23 protein-coding genes are annotated in these 21,115 nt (G+C 71.2%); 9 read left to right on the forward strand and 14 right to left on the reverse strand.

Annotation, left to right across the window (positions count from 1 at the left end):
* Window positions 1-16: 16 nt before the first annotated feature.
* The gene (locus FHX46_RS02280) at window positions 17-511 is read right to left on the reverse strand and encodes a MarR family winged helix-turn-helix transcriptional regulator (RefSeq protein WP_167110200.1); all 495 of its coding nucleotides are present in this window, start codon (window positions 509-511) and stop codon (window positions 17-19) included.
* Between the two features lie 336 nt (window positions 512-847).
* Between FHX46_RS02280 and FHX46_RS02285 the strand changes: the two genes are divergently transcribed.
* Together FHX46_RS02285 and FHX46_RS02290 are read left to right on the forward strand one after the other, a co-directional pair.
* Window positions 848-2,020: a globin domain-containing protein gene (locus tag FHX46_RS02285; RefSeq protein WP_208399973.1), complete on the forward strand. Its 1,173-nt coding sequence runs from the start codon at window positions 848-850 to the stop codon at window positions 2,018-2,020.
* 8 nt (window positions 2,021-2,028) lie between these two features.
* Window positions 2,029-2,724, forward strand: a complete 696-nt coding sequence (locus FHX46_RS02290; protein ID WP_167110204.1) for a dienelactone hydrolase family protein — start codon at window positions 2,029-2,031, stop codon at window positions 2,722-2,724.
* A gap of 3 nt (window positions 2,725-2,727) precedes the next feature.
* On the opposite strand, the gene FHX46_RS02295 is transcribed toward FHX46_RS02290, so the two are convergent.
* Window positions 2,728-3,384 (reverse strand): TetR/AcrR family transcriptional regulator, encoded by a 657-nt coding sequence (locus FHX46_RS02295; protein WP_313885998.1) that lies wholly within the window; start codon window positions 3,382-3,384, stop codon window positions 2,728-2,730.
* Between the two features lie 477 nt (window positions 3,385-3,861).
* Here FHX46_RS02295 and FHX46_RS02300 point away from each other — a divergent pair, with 477 nt between their 5' ends.
* Entirely contained in the window at window positions 3,862-4,506 is a 645-nt protein-coding gene (locus FHX46_RS02300) for a class I SAM-dependent methyltransferase (protein ID WP_167110208.1), read from the forward strand.
* Between the two features lie 61 nt (window positions 4,507-4,567).
* On the opposite strand, the gene FHX46_RS02305 is transcribed toward FHX46_RS02300, so the two are convergent.
* The 5 genes from FHX46_RS02305 to FHX46_RS02325 form a co-directional block, all read right to left on the reverse strand.
* Window positions 4,568-5,005 (reverse strand): heat shock protein transcriptional repressor HspR, encoded by a 438-nt coding sequence (locus FHX46_RS02305; protein WP_243871208.1) that lies wholly within the window; start codon window positions 5,003-5,005, stop codon window positions 4,568-4,570.
* Entirely contained in the window at window positions 5,002-6,177 is a 1,176-nt protein-coding gene (gene dnaJ / locus FHX46_RS02310) for a molecular chaperone DnaJ (RefSeq protein ID WP_167110210.1), read from the reverse strand. Before dnaJ ends, FHX46_RS02305 begins: the two co-directional genes overlap by 4 nt.
* A gap of 33 nt (window positions 6,178-6,210) precedes the next feature.
* Window positions 6,211-6,906 (reverse strand): nucleotide exchange factor GrpE, encoded by a 696-nt coding sequence (grpE, locus tag FHX46_RS02315; RefSeq protein ID WP_167110211.1) that lies wholly within the window; start codon window positions 6,904-6,906, stop codon window positions 6,211-6,213.
* Window positions 6,903-8,777: a molecular chaperone DnaK gene (dnaK, locus tag FHX46_RS02320; RefSeq protein WP_167110213.1), complete on the reverse strand. Its 1,875-nt coding sequence runs from the start codon at window positions 8,775-8,777 to the stop codon at window positions 6,903-6,905. Before dnaK ends, grpE begins: the two co-directional genes overlap by 4 nt.
* A gap of 202 nt (window positions 8,778-8,979) precedes the next feature.
* Window positions 8,980-9,651 (reverse strand): DUF4097 family beta strand repeat-containing protein, encoded by a 672-nt coding sequence (locus FHX46_RS02325; protein ID WP_167110215.1) that lies wholly within the window; start codon window positions 9,649-9,651, stop codon window positions 8,980-8,982.
* A gap of 156 nt (window positions 9,652-9,807) precedes the next feature.
* Here FHX46_RS02325 and FHX46_RS02330 point away from each other — a divergent pair, with 156 nt between their 5' ends.
* A complete protein-coding gene (locus FHX46_RS02330) occupies window positions 9,808-10,344 on the forward strand; it encodes a YbhB/YbcL family Raf kinase inhibitor-like protein (RefSeq protein ID WP_167110217.1) in 537 nt (178 codons plus the stop codon).
* Window positions 10,345-10,396: 52 nt separating this feature from the next.
* Here the strand turns inward: FHX46_RS02330 and FHX46_RS02335 are convergent, their stop codons facing one another.
* From FHX46_RS02335 to FHX46_RS02345, 3 genes are read right to left on the reverse strand one after another with little or no spacing between them, the layout of a single operon-like run.
* The gene (locus tag FHX46_RS02335) at window positions 10,397-11,317 is read right to left on the reverse strand and encodes a hypothetical protein (protein ID WP_167110219.1); all 921 of its coding nucleotides are present in this window, start codon (window positions 11,315-11,317) and stop codon (window positions 10,397-10,399) included.
* 51 nt (window positions 11,318-11,368) lie between these two features.
* The gene (locus tag FHX46_RS02340; protein ID WP_167110221.1) at window positions 11,369-11,929 is read right to left on the reverse strand and encodes a TetR/AcrR family transcriptional regulator; all 561 of its coding nucleotides are present in this window, start codon (window positions 11,927-11,929) and stop codon (window positions 11,369-11,371) included.
* Window positions 11,926-12,249, reverse strand: a complete 324-nt coding sequence (locus FHX46_RS02345; protein ID WP_167110223.1) for a DMT family transporter — start codon at window positions 12,247-12,249, stop codon at window positions 11,926-11,928. Before FHX46_RS02345 ends, FHX46_RS02340 begins: the two co-directional genes overlap by 4 nt.
* A 146-nt stretch (window positions 12,250-12,395) precedes the next feature.
* Here FHX46_RS02345 and FHX46_RS02350 point away from each other — a divergent pair, with 146 nt between their 5' ends.
* Complete coding sequence (locus FHX46_RS02350; protein WP_167110225.1) at window positions 12,396-14,681, forward strand: (Fe-S)-binding protein; 2,286 nt, start codon at window positions 12,396-12,398, stop codon at window positions 14,679-14,681.
* 174 nt (window positions 14,682-14,855) lie between these two features.
* Here FHX46_RS02350 and FHX46_RS28210 read toward each other — a convergent pair whose 3' ends face one another.
* Window positions 14,856-15,077: a hypothetical protein gene (locus FHX46_RS28210; protein WP_208399974.1), complete on the reverse strand. Its 222-nt coding sequence runs from the start codon at window positions 15,075-15,077 to the stop codon at window positions 14,856-14,858.
* Between the two features lie 251 nt (window positions 15,078-15,328).
* Between FHX46_RS28210 and FHX46_RS02355 the strand changes: the two genes are divergently transcribed.
* Both FHX46_RS02355 and FHX46_RS02360 read left to right on the forward strand, forming a co-directional pair.
* On the forward strand, window positions 15,329-15,541 hold the full coding sequence (locus FHX46_RS02355; protein ID WP_208399975.1) for a MerR family transcriptional regulator: 213 nt from the start codon (window positions 15,329-15,331) through the stop codon (window positions 15,539-15,541).
* A 783-nt stretch (window positions 15,542-16,324) separates the two neighbouring features.
* Window positions 16,325-17,545, forward strand: coding sequence for an MFS transporter (locus FHX46_RS02360; protein WP_167110227.1), 1,221 nt, complete (start codon window positions 16,325-16,327; stop codon window positions 17,543-17,545).
* On the opposite strand, the gene FHX46_RS02365 is transcribed toward FHX46_RS02360, so the two are convergent.
* Window positions 17,534-18,904 (reverse strand): MFS transporter, encoded by a 1,371-nt coding sequence (locus FHX46_RS02365; protein ID WP_313885999.1) that lies wholly within the window; start codon window positions 18,902-18,904, stop codon window positions 17,534-17,536. The two genes, FHX46_RS02360 and FHX46_RS02365, sit on opposite strands and share 12 nt — an antisense overlap.
* A gap of 182 nt (window positions 18,905-19,086) precedes the next feature.
* On the opposite strand from FHX46_RS02365, the gene FHX46_RS02370 reads away from it, so the two are divergent.
* Window positions 19,087-19,350 carry a DUF3040 domain-containing protein gene (locus FHX46_RS02370; RefSeq protein ID WP_167110229.1) on the forward strand — a complete coding sequence of 88 codons (264 nt, stop codon included), beginning with the start codon at window positions 19,087-19,089 and terminating at the stop codon, window positions 19,348-19,350.
* 37 nt (window positions 19,351-19,387) lie between these two features.
* Here FHX46_RS02370 and FHX46_RS02375 read toward each other — a convergent pair whose 3' ends face one another.
* Together FHX46_RS02375 and FHX46_RS02380 are read right to left on the reverse strand one after the other, a co-directional pair.
* On the reverse strand, window positions 19,388-19,915 hold the full coding sequence (locus FHX46_RS02375; RefSeq protein ID WP_167110231.1) for a DUF305 domain-containing protein: 528 nt from the start codon (window positions 19,913-19,915) through the stop codon (window positions 19,388-19,390).
* Between the two features lie 55 nt (window positions 19,916-19,970).
* Complete coding sequence (locus tag FHX46_RS02380; RefSeq protein ID WP_313886000.1) at window positions 19,971-20,318, reverse strand: hypothetical protein; 348 nt, start codon at window positions 20,316-20,318, stop codon at window positions 19,971-19,973.
* Between the two features lie 229 nt (window positions 20,319-20,547).
* Here FHX46_RS02380 and FHX46_RS02385 point away from each other — a divergent pair, with 229 nt between their 5' ends.
* On the forward strand, window positions 20,548-20,826 hold the full coding sequence (locus tag FHX46_RS02385; RefSeq protein ID WP_208399976.1) for a PASTA domain-containing protein: 279 nt from the start codon (window positions 20,548-20,550) through the stop codon (window positions 20,824-20,826).
* Window positions 20,827-21,115 lie beyond the last annotated feature (289 nt).

Below are 21,115 nucleotides of genomic sequence, written 5' to 3' on the forward strand. Positions count from 1 at the left end.
GTGCTCACTTCTGCGATCACTTCCTCTTCTCCGCCGGGGCGGACGGGCAGGAGTCCGGCGCGTGGCCGAGGGCCTCGCGCAGTCCTTGGTTCATCACGGTCAACCGGTCGGTGAGCGCTTCGACCTCGTCGTCGGTCCAGTCCGCGAGCGCGCGCTGGATGAAGTCGACGTGCAGTTCGCGCCAGCGCTCCAGTTCGGCGAGGCCCGTCTCGGACAGGCTGATCAGGCTGGCCCGGCCGTCCTCGGGCGCGGGCCTGCGCACGATGAGGCCGGCAGCGGCGAGCTGGGCGATCTGCCTGCTGATCACCGAGATGTCGACCATCTTGCGTTTCGCCAGTTCCGACGGCCGGCTTTCGCCGTGCACGTGGAGTTCGGAGAGCAGCATGGCGGCCGCGGGGTGCAGGCCGTCGTGCTCGCGCTGCCAGGACTGGGTGATCCAGGCGTGCTGGAGCTGTCCGGCCGCGCGCAGGGCGCGCATCAGCTGGACGGCCTTCTCTTCGCGGTCCCCCATGGACCCACCTCCCGGTTGGTTGTCACATACAACTATAGAGGCGGTAGTTGTATGCCACAACTATCTAACTAGGTGATGTGTCCCACGACCGCGGCTTCTCCGGAACCACCCGGAAGGAGCAACTTCGCGTGGATCGGCATCCGGGCCGGATACTCTGCGACCGGCCGGTAACTCGTTCGCGAGCCGGTGACTGACGGAGCGGGGTGGATTATTCATGATCGTTTTCTGCGGCAACGGGCGCTCTGGCCTGCTGCTGCGTGGCGCGCGCCGGCGGTTGCGCGTTCATGAATAATCGATCGCGAGCATGACCGAGCACCCCGGAGCAGCCCCGCAGCCATGACCGCCGGCCCCGTCAGTCCCGTACCCCGGTCCGTGCACCGGCAGGCGCCGCCTGCCGTCACGGCGATGGTGCGCCTGATCCGGGACTCCTGGGCGAAGGCCGAGCCGTACCTGCCCGAGGTGACCCAGTTCTTCTACGGGATGCTGTTCACCCTCGCCCCGGCGACGCGGGACTTCTTCCCGATCAACATGGAGGTGCAGCGCAACCGCATGGTGCGCGCGCTGGTCCACGTCGTGCAGATGGTCGACCAGCCCGACGACCTGGTGCCGTTCCTGCGGCAGCTCGGCCGCGACCACCGCAAGTTCGGGGTCGTGCCGAGCCACTACGAGGCGGTGGGCACCGCGTTGCTCGCGGCGATGAAGACCCAGCTCGGCCCCGACTGGACCGACGAGGTCGAACGCGCGTGGGCGGAGGCGTTCACGATCATCGCCCGCCAGATGCAGGAGGCGGCCGCCACCGACACCAACCCGCCGAACTGGTCCGCGCGGGTGGCCGAGCACCGGCGGCTGACCTGGGACCTGGCGATGGTGCGGCTGGAGCCGGACCAGCACATCCCGTTCCGCCCCGGGCAGTACCTGAGCGTCGAGGTGCCGCAACGGCCGCGGTTGTGGCGGTACCTGTCCCCGGCGAACGCGCCCCGCCCGGACGGCTCCGTGGAGTTCCACATCCGCGCCATCGAGGGCGGCTGGGTGTCCCGGGCCATCGTGAGCCACACCCAGCCGGGCGACGTGTGGCGGTTCGGGCCGCCGGTCGGCACGCTCGGCGTGGACCGGGACAGCGGCCGGGACGTGCTGATGGTCGCCGGCGGCACCGGGGTCGCGCCGATGCAGTCGATGCTCGACGAGCTGTCCCACTGGGGCGAGAACCCGAAGGTGCACCTGTTCTACGGCGGCCGCACGTGGGAGGACCTGTACGCGCTGGAGATGTTGCGGATGCTCGCCTCCTGCAACCCGTGGCTGACCGTGACGCCGGTGGTCGAGTCCGGGCCGCGGCCGGTCGGCGGCGAGGAGGGCACCCTGGCCGACGCGGTGACCCGGTACGGCGCGTGGCCCGGGCGGGACGTGCTGGTCGCGGGCTCACCGGCGATGATCCGGGCGACCGTGTCGCGCATGCTGGTCGCCGGCACCGCGCTCGACCAGATCCGCTACGACCCGTTCACCATCGACTGAGTCCGCGCGTGGAGATCCCGGTCCCGGACGGCACCATCCGCGGGCACCTGGCCACGCCGGGGCGGTTGGTCGCCGGCGAGCCGCCGTGGCCCGGGGTCGTGGTGGTGCACGACGTGGTGGGCCTGTCGCGGGACGCGCGGAACATCACCGACCGCTTCGCCGCCGCGGGGTTCGTGGCGCTCGCCCCGGACCTGTACTCGCGCGGCGGGTTCGTCCGGTGCGTGCGGTCGGTGTTCCGGGAGCTGACCGCCGGCCGCGGGCGCGCGTTCGACGACCTCGCCGCCGCCCGGTCCGTGCTGGCCGCCCGGCCGGACTGCACGGGACGCGTCGGCGTGGCGGGGTTCTGCATGGGCGGTGGGTTCGCGCTGGTGGCCGCCTCCCGCGGGTTCGCCGCGTCCGCGCCGTACTACGGGCCCCTTCCCAATGACCTGTCCGCTTTGGACGGAGCTTGCCCGGTCGTGGCTTCCTACGGCGGGAAGGACCGGTGGCTGAAGGGTGCCGCGGCGAAGCTGGACGAGGAGCTGTCGGCCCGCGGTGTCCCGCACGACGTGGTGGAGTACCCGGAAGCCGGGCACAGCTTCGCGAACCAGTTCCCCGGCCCGGTCGACGTGCTGCTCAAGATCGCCGGGATGAGCTACGACCGCGACGCGAGCGAGGACGCCTGGCGCCGGGTGCTCGCCTTCTTCGCCGAGCACCTCCGCTGACGCTCAGGGCGCCAGCAGCAGCCGGGCCCAGGCGTCGGTGAGCCAGCGCGCGAACCGGTCGGGTGTCCAGCCGCGCCGGTGCACGAGCAGCACCCAGTACTCGGCGGCGGCCATGCTCCAGATGACGTCGGCGACCTCGTCGTCGGACAGGTCGCCGCGCAGTTCCCCGGTGGCGCGCAGGTTCGCGGCGAACCGGTGGATGTCGCGTGCCCGGCGGTCGGTGAGGTCGTCCCACAGCTCGGTGGTCGCCGGGTCCGTCGCGGCGGCATCGCCGAGCGCGAGGAACACCGGCGCCAGGCGCAGCTGGATCCGCGCGACGGCCTGCGCGTAGATGCCGATCTTGTCGCGCGCAGCGGTGGCGGCGCGGATCTGCTGCACGTAGTCCCGCTCCGCGGCGGGTACGGCTGCGTCGGTGCCGGACAGCGCGGTCTCGGCCAGCGCGTGCAGCAGCTGCGGCTTGCGGCCGACGGAGGAGTACACCGTGTCCACCGCGACCCCGGCGCGGCGCGCGACCTGAGCGACGGTCATCGCCGGATAGCCCGACTCCGCCAGCAGGTCACGCGCGGCGGTGAGGATCGCCTGCCGGGTCTGCGCCGCTTGTGCCGCCCGCCGCGGTGAGTGGTAGCGGCGGCGCGGCTGCCCGGCGTTGACGTCCTCCACAATCGGTTCTAGCCTTCCATTATTCATCCGAAGCGTAACGGGATGAATTTTATCAGGAGGCCACCATGGCGGATGGGTCCGGCCGCCGGCACCCCGGTCATGCTCGACCGAGCGCTGTGGATCGGCCGCGAACCCCACCCCACGCCACCGCTGCCCGCGGCGGACGGTGCTCGATCCGCTGCTCCTCGCCGCCGCGCACGAGGCGGGGCGGCGTTCGGCGCGGCGTCACGGTCACCGGCCCAGCCGTCCGCCGACGGACCGCGCTCCGGCAGGCGGTCGGTGCCGGCACCACCTGCCCGCGACGTGCACGCCGGCCGGGGAGCCGGGCATCCGCTCGCAGGCGGCCGCGGCCCGGGAGCACGACGTCGGCCCGGCTCCCCGTGCTCCGGAGGAGATGGCACTCCGCGGCACCGGCGCGCCGGTGGCGTGCCGCCCGCCCGGTGCGGGCGTTCCCATCACCACTTCCTGGAGGTGCCCATGACCCGCCCACCCCTGGTGGCCCGGCAGTTCAGCCACCCCACCGGACCCCTCGGCCGGGTCGCCGGCCGGATGATGGCCCTCGGCAACGGCGGGTTGAACGCGTGGGTGGTCGCCACGACCGCCGCGCGGCTCGACCCGGCCGCGGTCGGCCGCGTAGCCGAGCTCGGACCCGGCCCCGGACTCGGTCTCGCCCGGCTGCTCGACGCGTTCCCCCACGCGCAGGTGTGGGGAGTGGACCGCTCCGAGGCGATGCTGCGGCAGGCGCGCCGCCGCAACGCGGCGGCCCACCGCGCCGGCCGGCTCACGCTCCTGCGGGGCGACACCACCGCGATCCTGGAACTCGCGCCCGTCGACCTGATCGTCGCGGTCCACGTCCTGTACTTCCTCGCCGACCCGGCAACCCAGCTCGGCCGGCTGCACGCCGCGCTCGCCCCGGGGGGCGTGCTCGCGCTCGGCTACCAGTTGCGGCCCCACATGCCGGCCATCTCGCAACAGCAGTTCCCACGGGGCGGTCACCGGCTCTACGAGAGCGACGACGAGGTCCGCGACGTGCTGCGGGACGCCGGGTGGTCCACAGTAGACATTTCAGTGGACGGGCCGCGGGAAGCCCCGCACGGGCGGCTCGCCCTCGCCACCCGGTGACCCGCCCCCGGACGCGCCGAGGGGCCCGCACCACCACGGTGCGAGCCCCTCGGCGAAACGGTCATCGCCGCCGGCGTGGTTTCCAGACCACCAGCGCCGTCTCCTGCCTCATCGGCACCAAATCCTTGCGGTAGGACCGGTGCACCGCCGCCGCGGCCTGCTCGGCTGCCGCGTACGCCGTGGCGATCTCCTCGGTCAGTTCGGCGATCCGGGACTGTAGCGCCTCGACCTGGTTCTCCAGTTCGATGATCCGCTTGATGCCCGCGAGGTTGACGCCCTCCTCCTGGGACAACCGCTGCACCTCACGCAGCAGCGCGATGTCCCGCATCGAGTAGCGCCGACCGCCGCCCGCGGTGCGTCCCGGCGACACCAGGCCCAGCCGGTCGTAGGACCGCAGCGTCTGCGCGTGCAGTCCGGACAGCTGCGCGGCCACGGAAATCACGAAGACCGGGGTCTCCTCGTCCGCCCCCTGCGGCAATCCGCCGAACACCTCGATCAACTCCTCTCCCGGAGCAGTTTCGTGATCTCCGGACGCGGGTCCTGCTTCCCGGCGATCTGCGCGTACGCCTCGAGCGCCTCCCGCTCCGCCGCCTCCAGCCGGGACGGCACGGCCACCTGCAGCGTGACGAGCAGGTCGCCCTGCGCACCGTCGCGCTTGCGGATGCCCTTGCCGCGCACCCGCAGGACCCGGCCGCTGCCGGTGCCCGCGGGCACCTTCACCGAGACCTTCCCGTCCAGCGTCGGCACCGTGATCGTCGTGCCGAGCGCCAGCTCGTGGTAGGCCACCGGGACCGTGATCGTCAGGTCGTTGCCCGAGCGGCCGAACACCGGATCCGGGTTCACGTGCACCCGGACGTAGAGGTCACCGGCCGCGGCGCCGCCCCGGCCCGGTTCACCCTGGCCGGCCAGCCGGATGCGCTGGTTGTCGTCCACCCCGGCCGGCACCCGCACCGTCAGCGTGCGCGTCTGGACGCTCACACCCTCGCCACCGCACTCCGGGCACGGGTCGTCGATGATGCGGCCGCGGCCACGGCAGTCGCGGCACGGCTCGGAGAACGCGAACGCCCCCTGGCTGCGGCTCACCAGCCCGGACCCCTGGCAGGTGGGGCACGTGCGCGGCGAGGTGCCCGGACGGGCACCGTTGCCGTGGCAGGTCGAGCAGGTAGCCGGGCTGGACAGCCGCAGCGGCAGGGTCGCGCCCTGCACCGCCTCGGTGAAGTCGATCCGCACGTCCGTCTCGACGTCGGCGCCGCGCTGGCCGCGGGCCGCCGTGCCCTGCTGGCCGCGCCGGCCGAACAGGCCGCCGAGGATGTCGCCGAGCCCGCCGAAGCCGCCCTGCGCACCCGCGGTCTGGCCGAAGATGTCGCCGAGGTCGAAGCCGCCCGCGCCGCCGCCGGCACCCGGGAAGCCGAAGCCACCGGGGCCGCCGCCCGACCCGAACAGCCGCCGCGCCTCGTCGTACTCCTTGCGCTTGGCCGGATCCGACAGGACGCCGTACGCCTCGGAGACGGCCTTGAACTTCTGCTCGGCCTCCGTGTTGCCCGGGTTGGCGTCCGGGTGGTTCGCCCGCGCCAGCTTGCGGTAGGCCTTCTTGATCTCGTCCTGCGAAGCGTCGGAGGAGACGCCCAGCTCACGGTAGAAGTCCTTGCCGATCCACTCCCGTGCACTCACCGGACGTCTCCTCCTCTCGCTGTGGGAACAGTGCTACTGCTGGGTGTTCTCATCCGGCAACTGCTCGACGGGTAGCTCACCCTCGACCGGGGCGTCGCCCGGCTCGTGGTCGGTGACGCCCACCAGCGCGGCTCGCAGCGTGCGGTCCCCGAACCGGTAACCGCGGCGCAGCACCGTCGTCACCGTCGGCCCGGACACGTCCGGCGAGGTGCTGTGCTGCACGGCCTCGTGCACGCTCGGGTCGAAGGGGTCGCCCTCCGCGCCGAACGGCTCGAGCCCGATCCGCTGCAGGCTCGCGACCAGCTTGTCCGCGACCGCCTTGAACGCACCGGTGAGATCACCGTGCTGCTCGGCCCGCTCGAAGTCGTCGAGCAGCGGGAGCAGCTCGCCCACCACGGTGGCCTTCGCCGCGGAGACCACGGCCTCCCGGTCGCGGTCCACCCGCTTGCGGTAGTTCGCGAACTCCGCCTGCAGGCGCTGCAGGTCGGCGGTGCGCTCCGCGAGCTCCTTCTCGACCTCGGACGGGGCGGCCACCGACTCGTCCACGATGGACTCGCCGAGCGACGGCCCGGCAGGGGCCGCCGGGGCGTCCTGGGCGGACGCCCCGGCAGCCTCCGGCTGGGTCCGCACCTGACCGGTCTCCGGGTCGATCTTGCGCCGGTCCCGGACGACCAGGGGCTCGGTGACCGGCTCCTGCTCGTCGATCTCGTTCGAGTGGCGTCCCGTCACTTCTTCTCGTCCTCGTCCACGATCTCGGCGTCCACCACGTCATCCGCGCCCTTGCCCTCGGACGAACCCGACGCGCCCGACGCGCCGGCCGCACCCGGGTCGCCGCCCGGAGTGGCGCCGCCGGACTGCTGCGCGTTCGCGTACAGGGCGGTGCCCAGCTCCTGCGACGCGGTGTTCAGCTTCTCGATGGCTTCCTTGATCTTGGCCGTGTCGGTGCCCTTGAGCGCCTCGTTGGCCTCGTCGATCGCGGTCTTGACCTTGCCCTTGAGGTCCTCGGGCAGCTTGTCGTCGTTGTCCTTGACGAACTTCTCGGTCTGGTAGACCAGCGTCTCGGCCTGGTTGCGGGTCTCGGCCTCCTCGCGGCGCTTGCGGTCCTCCTCCGCGTGCGCCTCGGCGTCCTTGACCATCCGGTCGATGTCCTCCTTCGGCAGCGCGGAGCCACCGGTGATGGTCATCGACTGTTCCTTGTTGGTGCCCAGGTCCTTCGCGGTGACGTGCACGATGCCGTTCGCGTCGATGTCGAAGGTGACCTCGATCTGCGGCACGCCGCGCGGGGCCGGCGGGATACCGGTCAGCTCGAACATGCCGAGCTTCTTGTTGTGCGCGGCGATCTCGCGCTCGCCCTGGAACACCTGGATCTGCACCGACGGCTGGTTGTCGTCCGCCGTGGAGAAGATCTCCGAGCGCTTGGTCGGGATGGTCGTGTTGCGCTCGATGAGCTTGGTGAACACGCCGCCCTTGGTCTCGATGCCCAGCGACAGCGGGGTCACGTCGAGCAGCAGGACGTCCTTGACCTCACCCTTGAGCACACCGGCCTGCAGCGCCGCGCCGACGGCGACGACCTCGTCCGGGTTCACGCCCTTGTTCGGCTCCTTGCCGCCGGTCAGCTCCTTGACCAGGTCGGACACGGCCGGCATGCGGGTGGAACCGCCGACGAGCACCACGTGGTCGATCTGGCCGACCGAGATGCCCGCGTCGCGGATGACGTTGTTGAACGGCGCCTTGGTGCGGTCCAGCAGGTCGGAGGTGATCCGCTGGAACTCGGCACGGGACAGGTTCTCGTCCAGGAACAGCGGGTTCTTGTCCGCGTCGACGGTGATGTAGGGCAGGTTGATGTTGGCGCTGCTCGAGCTGGACAGCTCGATCTTCGCCTTCTCCGCCGCCTCGCGGATGCGCTGGAGCGCCATCCGGTCCTTGGTCAGGTCGATGCCGTGGCTGGCCTTGAACTTGTCCACCAGCCAGTCGACGATCCGCTGGTCCCAGTCGTCACCACCGAGGTGGTTGTCACCGCTGGTGGCGCGGACCTCGACGACGCCCTCGCCGATCTCCAGCAGCGAGACGTCGAAGGTGCCGCCACCGAGGTCGAAGACCAGGATGGTCTGCTCCTTCTCGCCCTTGTCCAGGCCGTAGGCCAGGGCGGCCGCGGTCGGCTCGTTGACGATGCGGAGCACGTTCAGGCCGGCGATCTGCCCGGCCTCCTTGGTGGCCTGCCGCTGCGCGTCCTCGAAGTAGGCGGGGACGGTGATGACCGCGTCGGTGATCTCCTCACCGAGGTAGGCCTCGGCGTCGCGCTTGAGCTTCATCAGCACGCGGGCGCTGATCTCCTGCGCCGTGTAGGCCTTGCCGTCGATCTCGGTCTTCCAGTCGGTGCCGATGTGCCGCTTCACGGACCGGATCGTCCGGTCGACGTTGGTGACGGCCTGGTTCTTCGCCGGCTGGCCGACCAGCACCTCGCCGTTCTTGGCGAACGCGACGATGGACGGGGTGGTCCGGGAGCCTTCGGAGTTGGCGATGACCGTCGGCTCGCCGCCCTCCAGGACAGCGACGACCGAGTTGGTCGTGCCGAGGTCGATGCCGACCGCTCGCGCCATGGTGTGTTCCCTCCTGGTATGCCTGGTGCGCAGCTTCTCGAGCTGCGGTTTCGCGCCCGCGTTGAGCGCTTCCCACTCAAGTTCTATCTCGGGCGCGCGATGGGCGTCAACCAGACTTGAGTGCTACTCGCTCAACCTTTCTGACAGGGTAACGAGCGGGTTCGCGCCGTTGTTCCCGGCGTCTCGGAAACTTCCCGGGCGATCAAGCCGGCGCCACCGACACATCGCCGCTGGTGCTGTTGAGCTCGAGGACGTGCTGGGCGGACGGGTCCTGCACCACGCCGACGGTCCGGGCGCCGCTCGTGGTGTCCCCGGTCACCCGGTAGCGGTCCGGCGGCACGAGGACCCGGACGTTCCCGCTGAGGGCTTCGGCCCGGACGTCCTCCGGGACGCTCAGCCGCACCTCGATGTTCCCGGACTGGGTGTGCACGGTCACCGGGCCGGCGACGTCGGCGACCTCGATGTTGCCGGAGACGGCGCCCAGGTCGGCCGATGCGACGCCGTACACCTGCAGGTTGCCGGACGTGACCGTCCCGGCGACGGTGGTGCCGCGGGGAACGACGACGTCGTAGTCGGCCGTGCAGTCGTTGCCGCAGCCGTCCAGGACGAGCTGCGTCCCGTTGACGCGGTAGGCCCGGTCCGGCTGGGCGCCGTCGTAGTGGAACGTCTGGTGCACCGAGGTCGTGGCGGTGTCCTCGACCCGGATCCGCACGTCGCCGGAGAGGTTGTCGACCTGCACCGACGAGATCGACTGGGTCACGCTCTGCTGGACCTCGGCGCGATCGGAGATGTGCCACCCGTTCCACGCCAGCGCGATCCCGGCTCCGGCGACGATCAAGGCGACCCCGCCGATCGCGAGTGCAGGCTTCCCCATTGCGTCCTCCCGGATCACGTTTTCGTTGTGGATCACGCTATGGCACGCGGTGGGCCGCCGGTATCGGGGAAGCCCCCGGTTCCACCCGGGGGTCACCCGGAATCGCACTAGGGTGATCAGCGGCCACCGCGGCCACACTGTGACGAGGAGGAATCGATGCCACAGCCACCGAACCCCTACGAATTCCTGCCGTCGGTGCCGTCCTTCACCGTCCGCAGCGACGACGTCGCGGACGGGGAGACGCTCCCCGCTCCGCAGCTGAGCGGCATCTTCGGCGTCCCGGGTGGCGCCGACCGGTCACCGCACCTGGCGTGGGAGGGCTTCCCCGCGGAGACGAAGAGCTTCGCGGTGACCTGCTACGACCCGGACGCCCCGACCGCCAGCGGCTTCTGGCACTGGGCCGTCTACAACATTCCCGCCTCGGTGACCGAGCTGTCCTCCGGCGCCGGTGACGGCTCCGGCCTGCCGCCGGGCGCCGTGACGCTCACCAACGACGGCGGGGTGCGGCAGTTCCTGGGCGCGGCGCCGCCGCCCGGGCACGGTCCGCACCGGTACTTCTTCGTCGTGCACGCCCTGAACGTCGAGTCGCTGGACCTGCCCGACGGTGCGACGCCGGCCTTCCTCGGCTTCAACATGTTCGGCACGACCGTCGGCCGGGCGACGATCACCCCGGTGTACGAGAACAAGGGCTGACGCGCCGCGCGGTGGCGTCGCGGGCCGGCGGCGCCACCGCGGCACCGGCAGCTCAGGCGGTGGCGTCGGCGGGTAGCCGGCCGGCCGGGCGCTCGGCGATGATTTCGATGTCCGGCGAGCCGTCGAGCCGCAGTGCGCAGGGCACCAGGTCGCCGCTCGTGTCGGGCGAGGTGCGCACCCACTCCTCGATCTCCTCGGCCCAGCCCGAGCTCGCACCCGCCACGACGATGTGGTCCGGGCTCAGCAACCCCACCACCACGCTGTCCTCGCCGACCTTCCCGGCGGCGTTCTGGTGGAAGTCGTCCAGCACGATCGCCGACCCGGCGCACAGGTCGTCGTCGCCGCGGCCCAGGGTGAGCAGGGTGCCCTTCTCCTCATCGGTGTACGTCCGGACGAAGAGCCCCCGCTTGAGGTTGGCCATCGCTTCGCCCGCCAGCGCCAGGTACTCCTCCTCGCCCATCTCCTCGACCGTGTTCCGCAGCAGGTGGAGCATGCCGACCCGGCCGGCGGGGGTGACCGTGGTCCGCGCGAAGCCGAGGTAGAGCCTGCCCGCCACCACCGGCAGGGCGGCGTAGTGCTGCAACTGGCTGTCGTGGGTGCGCAGGACGGGCAGCCATTCCCCGTCGTCCCCGTCGTCCGTGACCGTCTCCTCGGCGCGCTCCTGCGCTGCTTCCTCGGCGGTCCGCGCCATCACCTCGGCGGCGTGTGCCAGCGCCGCAGTCCAGTCGTCACCCTCGGGGCGGTCGAACTGGTGGGTTCGCTCGACGCGGCCGAACATCCCGGCCAGGAAGACCCGGTCCACCCGGGAGGGCTGCCAGAGGCAGTGCACCCGGGTCACGTCGGCGGCCTGGATGTTGCGTTCCGCCTGCACCTGGCGCCACGCCTGCCGGACGGCGTCCTCGTCCTTCGCCGGCGCCACTCCCCGGGCCAGATCGTCCTCCCTGCCCTTGATCTGGAAGATGACGACGTTCATGTCCATATCCACGGGATGTGGGACGTCCTTGAACGGCGTTTGGTTGCCCGTTCAACGAGGTTTGAGAAGGTACTCCACGGTCGGTCGCAGCTCTTCCGCGCTCGGCGGCTCGTCGTCGATCAGGCCCTGGATCAGCAGGCCGTCGATGCCGGCCAGGAACACCCGCAGCGCCACCAGGTCGTCCGGCCGCACCATCGACGTCAGCACGTCCAGCCACCGCCGCGCGGCGGGCCGCAACTCCGGTCGCCGCGCGGCCAGCAGGTACAGCTCGTACTCCGCCATCGTCCGGCCGCGCCGCGGTCCGAGCGCCTCCGCGAGGAGCGTGGCCACTTCGGATGCCCCGCGGCTGCCCCGGGAGCGGGCCCGGTCGATCGTCCAGTAAACCTCGGTCGCCATGTCGCGGGCGCACGAGATCAGCGTCGCGATCAGCAGGTCGTCCAGAGTCTCGAAGTGGTAGGTCGTCGAGGTCGTGGGCACCCCGGCCTCCACGGCCACCGTCCGGTGCGTGACCCCGGCGACCCCGTCCCGCTCGATCACCCGCAGCGTGGCGTCGATGATCTCCTGCCGCCGCTTCTCGCCGCGCGCCCGGCGGCCGTCGCGCTGCGGCTTCACGCCGAGCCCACCTCGATCAGCACGACTCCGCCGATCACCAGCGCCAGCCCGGCCACGATCGTCACGTTGATCGTCTCCCCGAGGAACAGCACCCCGATCAGTGCGACGGCCGCGACGCCCACTGCCGCCCAGATCGCGTACGCCACCCCGACCGGCATCCCGCGCTTGAGCACGCTCGCGAGCGCGGCGAACGCGACGAGGTACCCGGCCACCACGAGCAGCGAGGGCCACAGTTTGGTGAAGCCCTCCGACAACTTCATCGAAACAGTAGCGGTGACCTCGGCCGCGATGGCCAGAGCGAGAAGCAAATAGGCGACCATGCGGTCAAACTACCGGTACGATCGTCCCGGTATCCAGCGAGTCCTACGCCACACTCGTGGGACTCGAGTCGCGCCGATCGGTTACTCATGGGTAAATCCGGTTAGGCTCCCGCCAACCCACCACACACGGACGAAAGGCCCCGATCATGGGTGCACTGCAGATCACGCTGGGCGTGGTCGGCGTCGCCGTAAGCATCGTCGCTTGGATCATGTTCGGCACCGGCGTGTACCGGATGGTCCGGATCATCCGGCTCGGACAACCGGACGGCACGCGCAACGGCCCCTTCGGGCCGCGCCTCGTCACACTGATCAAGGAATTCGCCGCCCACACGCGGATGAACAAGTTCCGCCACGTCGGCCCGTGGCACTGGCTGGTCATGTGGGGCTTCCTGATCGGCTCGTTGTCCTGGTTCGAGGCGTACGGCGAGACGTTCGACCCGCACTTCCACTGGCCGGTCATCGGCGCCTGGAGCATCTGGCTGCTGCTCACCGAACTGCTCGGGCTGGGCACCGTCGTCGGTGGTCTCGCCCTGGTGGTCGTCCGCCAGCTGAACCACCCGCGCCGCGCCGACCGGCAGTCGCGCTTCGCCGGGTCGAACTTCAAGCAGGCCTACTTCGTCGAGACCGTCGTGATCGTCGAGGGCCTGGGCATCCTCGGCGTGAAGGCGTTCAAGATCTCCAGCGGCATCGAGGACCCGGCGCTGTGGACGAGCTTCGTCACGAAGCCGCTCGCCGAGATCCTGCCGGCCAGCACGGTCGCGGTCACCATCACCGCGCTGGTCAAGCTGCTGTCCGGCATGATCTGGCTCTACGTCGTCGGCCAGACGCTGACCATGGGCGTGGCCTGGCACCGGTTCAGCGCGTTCTTCAACATCTACTTCAAGCGCGAGGACGACGGCGGTGTCGCACTCGGCCGGCTCAAGCCGATGATGAGCGGGGGCAAGCCGCTCGACTTCGAGGAGGCCGACCCGGAGAAGGACGTCTTCGGGGCCGGTCAGATCGAGGACTTCAGCTGGAAGGGCTGGCTCGACTTCACCACCTGCACCGAGTGCGGTCGCTGCCAGTCGCAGTGCCCGGCGTGGAACACCGGCAAGCCGTTGTCGCCGAAGCTGGTCATCACGCAGCTGCGCGACCACGCCTACGCGAAGGCGCCGTACCTGCTCGCCGGCGGCAAGAAGGACGTCACCGGGGAAGAGGTGGGCCTGACCGGCGAGAACCCGTACGCCGGCATCGACGTCCTCGCCCTGGCCGAGGCCGAGCGGCCGCTGGTCGGCGACGACGGCGGTGTCATCGACCCGGACGTGCTCTGGTCGTGCACCACCTGCGGTGCCTGCGTCGAGCAGTGCCCGGTGGACATCGAGCACGTCGACCACATCGTCGACATGCGCCGCTACCAGGTGATGATCGAGTCGAACTTCCCGACCGAGCTGAACGGGATGTTCAAGAACCTGGAGAACAAGGGCAACCCGTGGGGCCAGAACGCCAAGGACCGGATGGCCTGGGCGGAGGACCTGGACTTCGAGGTGCCGGTGTTCGACGGCGAGCTGGGCGACACCGAGTACCTGTTCTGGGTCGGCTGTGCCGGTGCGTTCGAGGACCGCGCGAAGAAGACCACCCGCGCGGTCGCCGAGCTGCTGCACATCGCCGGGGTCAAGTACGCGGTGCTCGGCCCGGAGGAGTCCTGCACCGGTGACCCGGCCCGCCGCGCCGGCAACGAGTTCCTGTTCCAGATGCTCGCGCAGCAGAACGTCGAGGTGCTGAACTCGGTGTTCGAGGGGCGCGAGCCGGGCAACCGCAAGATCGTCGCGACCTGCGCGCACTGCTTCAACACGCTCGCCAACGAGTACCCCGAGCTGGGCGGGCAGTTCGAGGTGGTGCACCACACGCAGCTGCTGAACCGCCTGGTGCGGGAGAAGCGGCTGGTGCCGGTGGCGCCGATCGCGGACGACGTCACCTACCACGACCCGTGCTACCTCGGCCGCCACAACAAGGTGTACGAGGCGCCGCGTGAGCTGGTCGGCGCGTCCGGGGCGCAGTTCCGCGAGATGCCGCGGCACGGGGACCGGTCGATGTGCTGTGGCGCGGGCGGTGCCCGGATGTGGATGGAAGAGAAGATCGGCAAGCGGATCAACATCGAGCGCGTGGACGAAGCGCTCGGCACCGCACCGTCGAAGATCGCGACCGGCTGCCCGTTCTGCCGGGTCATGCTCACCGACGGGGTGACCGCGCGGCAGAACGACGGCAAGGCGAGCGAGAAGGTCGAGGTCGTGGACGTCTCGCAGCTGCTGTTGTCGGCGGTCAAGCGCCGCCCGCAGCCCGAACCGGCGCCCGGCGCGGAGTCGCTGCCCGCCGTCGGGTCGGACCCGCTGGAGGCGGACGCCCGGACCGACAAGGTGCCCACCGGAACCCCGTTGCCGGCCGAGGACAAGTAGCCCGGCGAGTCCGGACCGCGGGGGCGCCACCGATCAGTCCGGTGGCGCCCCCGCGCGTATCAGCCCTGGCCAGGAGCGCAGTGCGGCGGCTGCTGCGGCGAACATCGGGGACTCGATCGTTCCCAGCGTGCCGGTGTCCTTGCCGCACGCACCAACAGAGCAGCTGCTCCAATATCAGAGCCGGCGGCACCGGTCACAGCGCGGCTCGGGCGTCCAGGCCTGCGCCTGCGCGGCGAGTTCCGCGCGGATCCGGTGGCGCGGCTTGATGTTTCCGGCCTCGTCCTGCCACGGCGTGCCGAACACCCGCATTTCGCGTCGCCACTCCCCGCACACCGGACATCGCACGCGGCGGAAGACCCGACGGCTCGCCACCTCGCCGTGCCGCCCTCCCGACATGTCACCCCTTCCGCACCCGGAAGTAGGACGAGCCGGAATGCTATCCACAGTGTGCCGTGGCGAGCACGAGTGGAGCCGGCCTGGTGCGTCCGCGACCGGGAGCGGGCGGGCTCGACGCGATGCTTCCGCGTCCCGCCGGCCACCTCAATAGCCCGATCGAGTCAACCGGCAAACCGGGACACGAAGGTATTTCGGGCCAATGAGGCCATAGGTCGTGCGGACCGCATGCGTCACCCAATACGGTGACGATCATGACTGCACACCGACGCACGGTGGGCTCGGGTGAGCTCGCGGCCGAGCTCGGCCTGTCGCGGCGTTCGATCAGCCGGTACGCCGAGCGCGGCTGGATCAAACCGGCACTGGTCACCCCCGGCGGCCAGTACCGCTGGGACGTCGAGGACGTGCGCAACCAGCTCGACGCACTGCGGGAGCGCCACCACGACCAGCGCCGCCTGTCCACCTAGGACCAGAAAGCGCTTTCCAGCCACACACCCCGCGGCGCCCGGCCCACACGCCCGCACCCCCAGCAACCACACGCGCGCCCGCCACCCCCAGCTGGCGTGTCTACCGCCCCGCGCGCCGTGTTCACCGCTCGGGCGGTGTGTTGGCCGCCTCGGGCGCCGTGTTGGCCGCTCGGGCGCCGCGTTGGCCGCTCCGCGCGCAGTGTTGGCCGTTCCGGCCGGCGTGTCCGCTGTTCCGGGCCGCGTGTTGGCCGTTCCGGACAGCGTGTTGGCTGCCCTGGGCGTGGTGTTGGCTTCGCCGGGCGGGGTGTTTGCCGTTCCGAGCGGCGTGTTTGCCGGCCCGGGCCGTGTTTGCCGTTCCGGTCCGCGTGTTTGCCAGCCCGCGCGTCGTGTTTGCCGGCCCGCGCGTCGTGTTGGCTGCTCCGCGCGCCGTGTTTGCCGCTCCGGGCGCGGTGTTTGCCGTTACGGGCGGGGTGTTGGCCGGGGCGTCGCATCGGCGGGTGCCGAGCTCGGATCGGTCGCCGGCCCGGGCCGCGCCTCACCCCACCGCGAGTGGCAGGCCGGTGAGTGCGGCTCTCGCCACAGCCGAGAAGCGTTAGCCGCGCCGGTTGTCGTCATCGACACAGGGACACCGCCCGCAGCCGCGGGTACCGTTGGGCGGCGCCCGGGCCCGACCGCCCGGCCCGCCCGGCTCTGACGGGCCGGAAGCACGTCCCACTGCCGGGACCCGATCGGGACCACCCCGGCTCCTCGGAAGGAACTCCCTTGCGGCGAAAACTGCCGCCGATGATCCGCGCGCTCGGAAACCACAACTACCGCCTGTGGGCGGCCGCCGATCTCGTGTCGGTGACCGGCACGTGGATGCAGGTCCTCGGTCTGAACTGGGTGGTGCTGGCGCGCACCGGCTCGGCGACTTCGGTCGGGCTGTCGGTGGTGCTGTCCACCGTCCCGGCCCTGCTCGTCGGGCCGTGGGCGGGCGCGCTCGCCGACCGCTTCCCGCCGCGGCGGATCATCCTCGCCGGCCAGACCACGCACCTGGTCATCGCGCTGCTGCTGGGCATCATGGTGTGGCGGGACATGCCGCTGGCCACGGTCTTCGGCCTCACCGCGCTCGCCGGGCTGGTGGGCGCGTTCGAATCGCCCGCGCTGGGCCGGTTCGCCGGGCAGGTGGTGCCCCGCCGCGACCTGGGCAACGCTCTCGCGCTCGGTTCGATCGTCAACTCCGCGGGCCGCGTTCTCGGCATGAGCCTCGCCGGCGTGCTCGCCGCCGCGGTCGGCAACGCCCTGCTCTTCGTGCTCAACGCGGCCAGTTTCGTGGCCGTGATCGTCACGGTCCTGGTCATCCGCACACGTGAGTTGCACCCGCTCGCGGTCGCCCGGCCGGAGCGTGCCGGGGTGCGCGCGGGCCTGGCCTACGTGCGCGGCAGCCATCGTCTGGTCGTGTTGTTCACCCTCGGGTTCGTGCTGTCCGGTCTCGGCCGCAACTACCAGGTCACCATGGCCGCGATGGCCGACGGCCCACTGCACGCCGGGGCTGCCGGCTACGGCCTGCTCTCCGCCGTCTTCGCGGTCGGCACCGTGATCGGGGGCGTCGTCGCGGCGCGGGTCCGGGAGCTCACCCTGCCGCTGCTGCTCGGCACCGCCGCGGTGACCAGCGTCCTGCAGGCGGTCAGCGGGTTCCTGCCCGGCATGCTGGGGTTCGGCGCCGTGATCCTGCCCATCGCCACCGGGGCGGTCCTCATCGACACCGCGAAGAGCACGCGCCTGCAGCTCGACTCGGCGGAGGACATGCGCGGCCGGGTGCTCGCGATCGACGGGGCCGTCGCGGCAGCCGCGGGCGCCACCGGCGCGCCGCTGCTCGGCTGGATGTGCGAGCGGTTCGGTGCCGGTCACGCGCTGCTGGTCGCGGGTGTGGTCACGCTGGTGGCCACCGCCGTGGCGACCCTCGCGGTGCAGCGAGCGCGCCGCCGCGCCGTCGAACCGGTGCTCGTGGCGTCAGCGGCGTGAGGCGGACATCTCCTCGGCGCTGATGATCGGCGCCGAGCCGGCCAGCGGACGTCCCGCCGACTCGCGGGTGCAGAAGATGCAGACCGCGCCGATGATCCCGGCCGCGATCAGGTAGTAGGCGGGCCAGTTCAGGTCGCCGGTGGCGGCCACCAGTGCCCCCATCACGGTCGACGTGGTGCCGCCGAACAGCGACACGGAGATGTTGAACGCGATCGACAGCGCCCCGGCCCGGATGCGGGTGGGGAACATCGCGGGCAGCGTCGAGGGCAGCGTGCTGGAAAAGCACACCAGCGTCAGTCCCATGATCGCGAGGCCGGCGAACGTCGCCACGCCACCGCCCGCGCGGAGCAGCAGCACCGACGGCAAGGACAGCACGACCAGCCCGATGCACCCGGCCAGCACGACCGGGCGCCGCCCGAACCGGTCGGACAGCCGGCCCAGCACGGTCACCACGAACATCAACAGGACCAGCACCACGATCTGGAGCACCTGCGCGGCGGTCTCCCCGACGCCGTCGTGTCCGTGACCGGGCAGCGTGTCGGTCAGGTAGGTCGGCATGTAGCTGGTGAGCATGTAGTTCGTCACGTTCCAGGCGAGCACCAGTCCGGCGCACAGCAGCATCGCCGGCCAGTAGCGGGCGAAGATGGTGCGGAACTCGTCCCGTGCGGTCCCGCGCTGTTTGCCCTCGCCGGCGACGAAGTTCGCGAACGCGGGTGTCTCCTCCAGGCGCAGCCGGAGGTAGAGGCCGACCATGCCGATCGGCAGCGCGATCAGGAACGGGATCCGCCAGCCCCAGCTGAGCAGCTGCGCCGGGGTGAGCACCGCGGTCAGCACGGTCGCGATGGTGGCGCCCAGCGCGTAGCCGGTGAGCGTGCCGAACTCCAGCCAGCTGCCGAGGAACCCGCGGCGGCGGTCCGGCGCGTACTCGGCGATGAAGGTCATCGCGCTGCCGTACTCGCCGCCGGTCGACACACCCTGCAGCAGCCGGGCGAGGAGGACCAGCAGCGGCGCGGCGATGCCGATGGTCGAGTACCCGGGCACGACGCCGATCGCGAAGGTGCCCACGGCCATCAGGATGACGGTGAGCGACAGCACGCTTTTGCGGCCGATGCGGTCGGACAGCGGACCGAACAGCAGCCCGCCGAACGGCCGGATCAGGAACGACACCGCGAACAACCCGAACGTGGCGATCGTCGCGACCGGGCCGCTCAGGTCGGTGAAGAACACCTTGCTGATCGTGGTGGTCAGGTAGCCGTAGACGCCGAAGTCGTACCACTCGGTGATGTTGCCGATCGCCGCGGCGCCGACCGCCCGTTTGACGACTGCCCGATCCGCAACGTTGACGTCTGGGTCTTGCACCGTCGGCGCGTACCCAGCGGCGGGGCGGGAAAAACCAGCCGGCCGCATGGGTCGCGCCACAGCAGCCACGGCTCGAGTTCACCCGACCGCGCTACCCGGCGGCCGGTCGCACCCGGATTGACCTGCGCTGATCGCGGGTATCCGCCGGAGCGGACCAGTCAGCGGCGACCAGGGGCGGCAGCATGTTGAGCCGGAACGAGCAGCAGCAGCTGAGGACGATCGAGCAGTGGTTCGAGATCACCGATCCCGAGCTGACCAGATCACTGCGCGACGGGCGGCTCCGTAATCTGGGCCTGCCGCGACGGCTTCTGTGCCTCGCGCTGATGGTGCTCGGCGGGGCGTTGATCGGGGTGGGCGCAGTGGCCGCGAACGTTTTCCTGCTGTTCGCCGGCATCGTCGGTCTGACTCTGGGGGTGTGCCTGCGGATCGGGGCGATCCGGCCGTGACGGCGGGGCGGGCACCGGCCCGCCCCGCCGCGTGCGGTCAGCCGAGGACCGCTCGCATCTCGGTGATCTCGGCTTGCTGGGTCTCGGTGATGCGCTGGGCCAGTGCCTTGGCCTCGCCGTTGACGCCCTGTGCCAGCTCGGTCCGCGCCATCTCGACCGCACCCTCGTGGTGTTCGGTCATCATCCGGAGGAACTCCTGGTCGAACGCGGTGCCGGTGGCGTGCTCGAGCATGGCCGTCCCGTCGCCACCCGTGTCACCCGGCATCGAGTGGCCGGTCGGCGCGGCCGGTGCGCCCCAGCGGGTGAGCCAGCCCCGCATCTGCTGGATCTCCGGGTCCTGTGCTCGCTGGACGCGGCCCGCGAGGTCGAGCACCCGCGGGTCGGCGGCGCGGCCCGGTGCCAGCTTCGCCATCTCCACGGCACCCTCGTGGTGGGGGATCATCATCGACACGAACTCGACGTCGGCCTGGTTGTGATCGGGCTGCTGGGCGGGTTCGGCGGACTGCCCGGTGCAGGCCGTGAGGAGTGCGGCGGTCAGCAGGAGACCGCCCAGGATCTTGCGCATGGGAAAAGAGACCTTTCGTGTGTTTGCTGTTGCGAATTCGGCGGGCGGGCGCCGATCACAGCCGCAGCACACACGTGTGGTCGAGCATGGCGCGCCCGGAGGGACGGTCCGGCGCGCGCGAGCGGGGACGCCCGGCGGGGCGGCGCGACGGTGGCGGGGTCCGGATGGCGCGCAACAGCATCCCGAGGCCGAGCACCACGCCGGCGAGCAGGACGGCGAGGCACAGGTGCAGCACGTCGTGGGTCACGCCGTGATCCTGGTGACCGACGGGATGCCCGGAGTCCGCCATCACGCTCATGGCCGGGCTCTCGGGAGCGGCGGCACCGGCGAAGTGGTGCATGCCGACCAGGCCCAGGGCGAGCAGGCACAACAGCACCACGCGTCGCCAGCCGGTCACCGCCACGGGGTCAGGATATCGGCATCGGCGGACCCGGTGGCGGCATCGGTGGCTCCGGCGGTGTGGGTGGTGGCGGCGGTTCGGGTGGCGTGGGCGGCACCGGTTCGGGACCCGGCCCGGGCGGGATCGGCTCGGGACCGGGAGGTTCGGGATGGACCATGGTGTCCTCCTCGGTCGGCTGTGGCCGTTCCGGAATACTCCTGCCGTGCGCGGGCGAACGCCTAGACTCGACCTCATGCGGCGACACCGGCCGGTAGTCGAGGTGCCCGACGTGGTGGGTCTGGGTGCCGGCGACGCGTGCGCCATCGTGCGCCGCGCCGGGCTGGTGCCGGCGGGTCCGGAGGGGATGCCGGCGCCTGAGGACGGTGTGGTCGTCGCGCAGGCGCCGATCGGCACCGCCGGTGCCGAGGAGGGTGCGACGGTCGTCCTCATCACCCAGCACGGGCGCCACCCCGCGGACGACCCGATCACCCCGCCGCCGACCGAAGAGGCCGACACCCTCCAGCCCGCCTGATCCGGACCGTCCACACCTGACTGTCCGTATCGGACGCCCTCGCCGATCACTCGACAGAGTGACACGGGGAACTTTTCCTGTGGGTGATTCCCAACCTTTGACACTGGTTTGACGCCCTCTGGGCCAAACGGGAGCATTCCGCTCCATGTTGATCAGTCACACGCTGACAGTGCGGCTGTTTGTCGACCTGCTGCGGCAGTCCAGCGCCCTGTGTCCACACGGCGCCCGTAGCTGACCCGAGCTTCCCCTTTCGGCATTCCGGGGGAGAACTGTGCCCATTTCCGGGCAC

The sequence above is a fragment of the Amycolatopsis viridis genome, from assembly GCF_011758765.1.
GTDB classification, from domain to species: Bacteria; Actinomycetota; Actinomycetes; order Mycobacteriales; family Pseudonocardiaceae; genus Amycolatopsis_E; species Amycolatopsis_E viridis.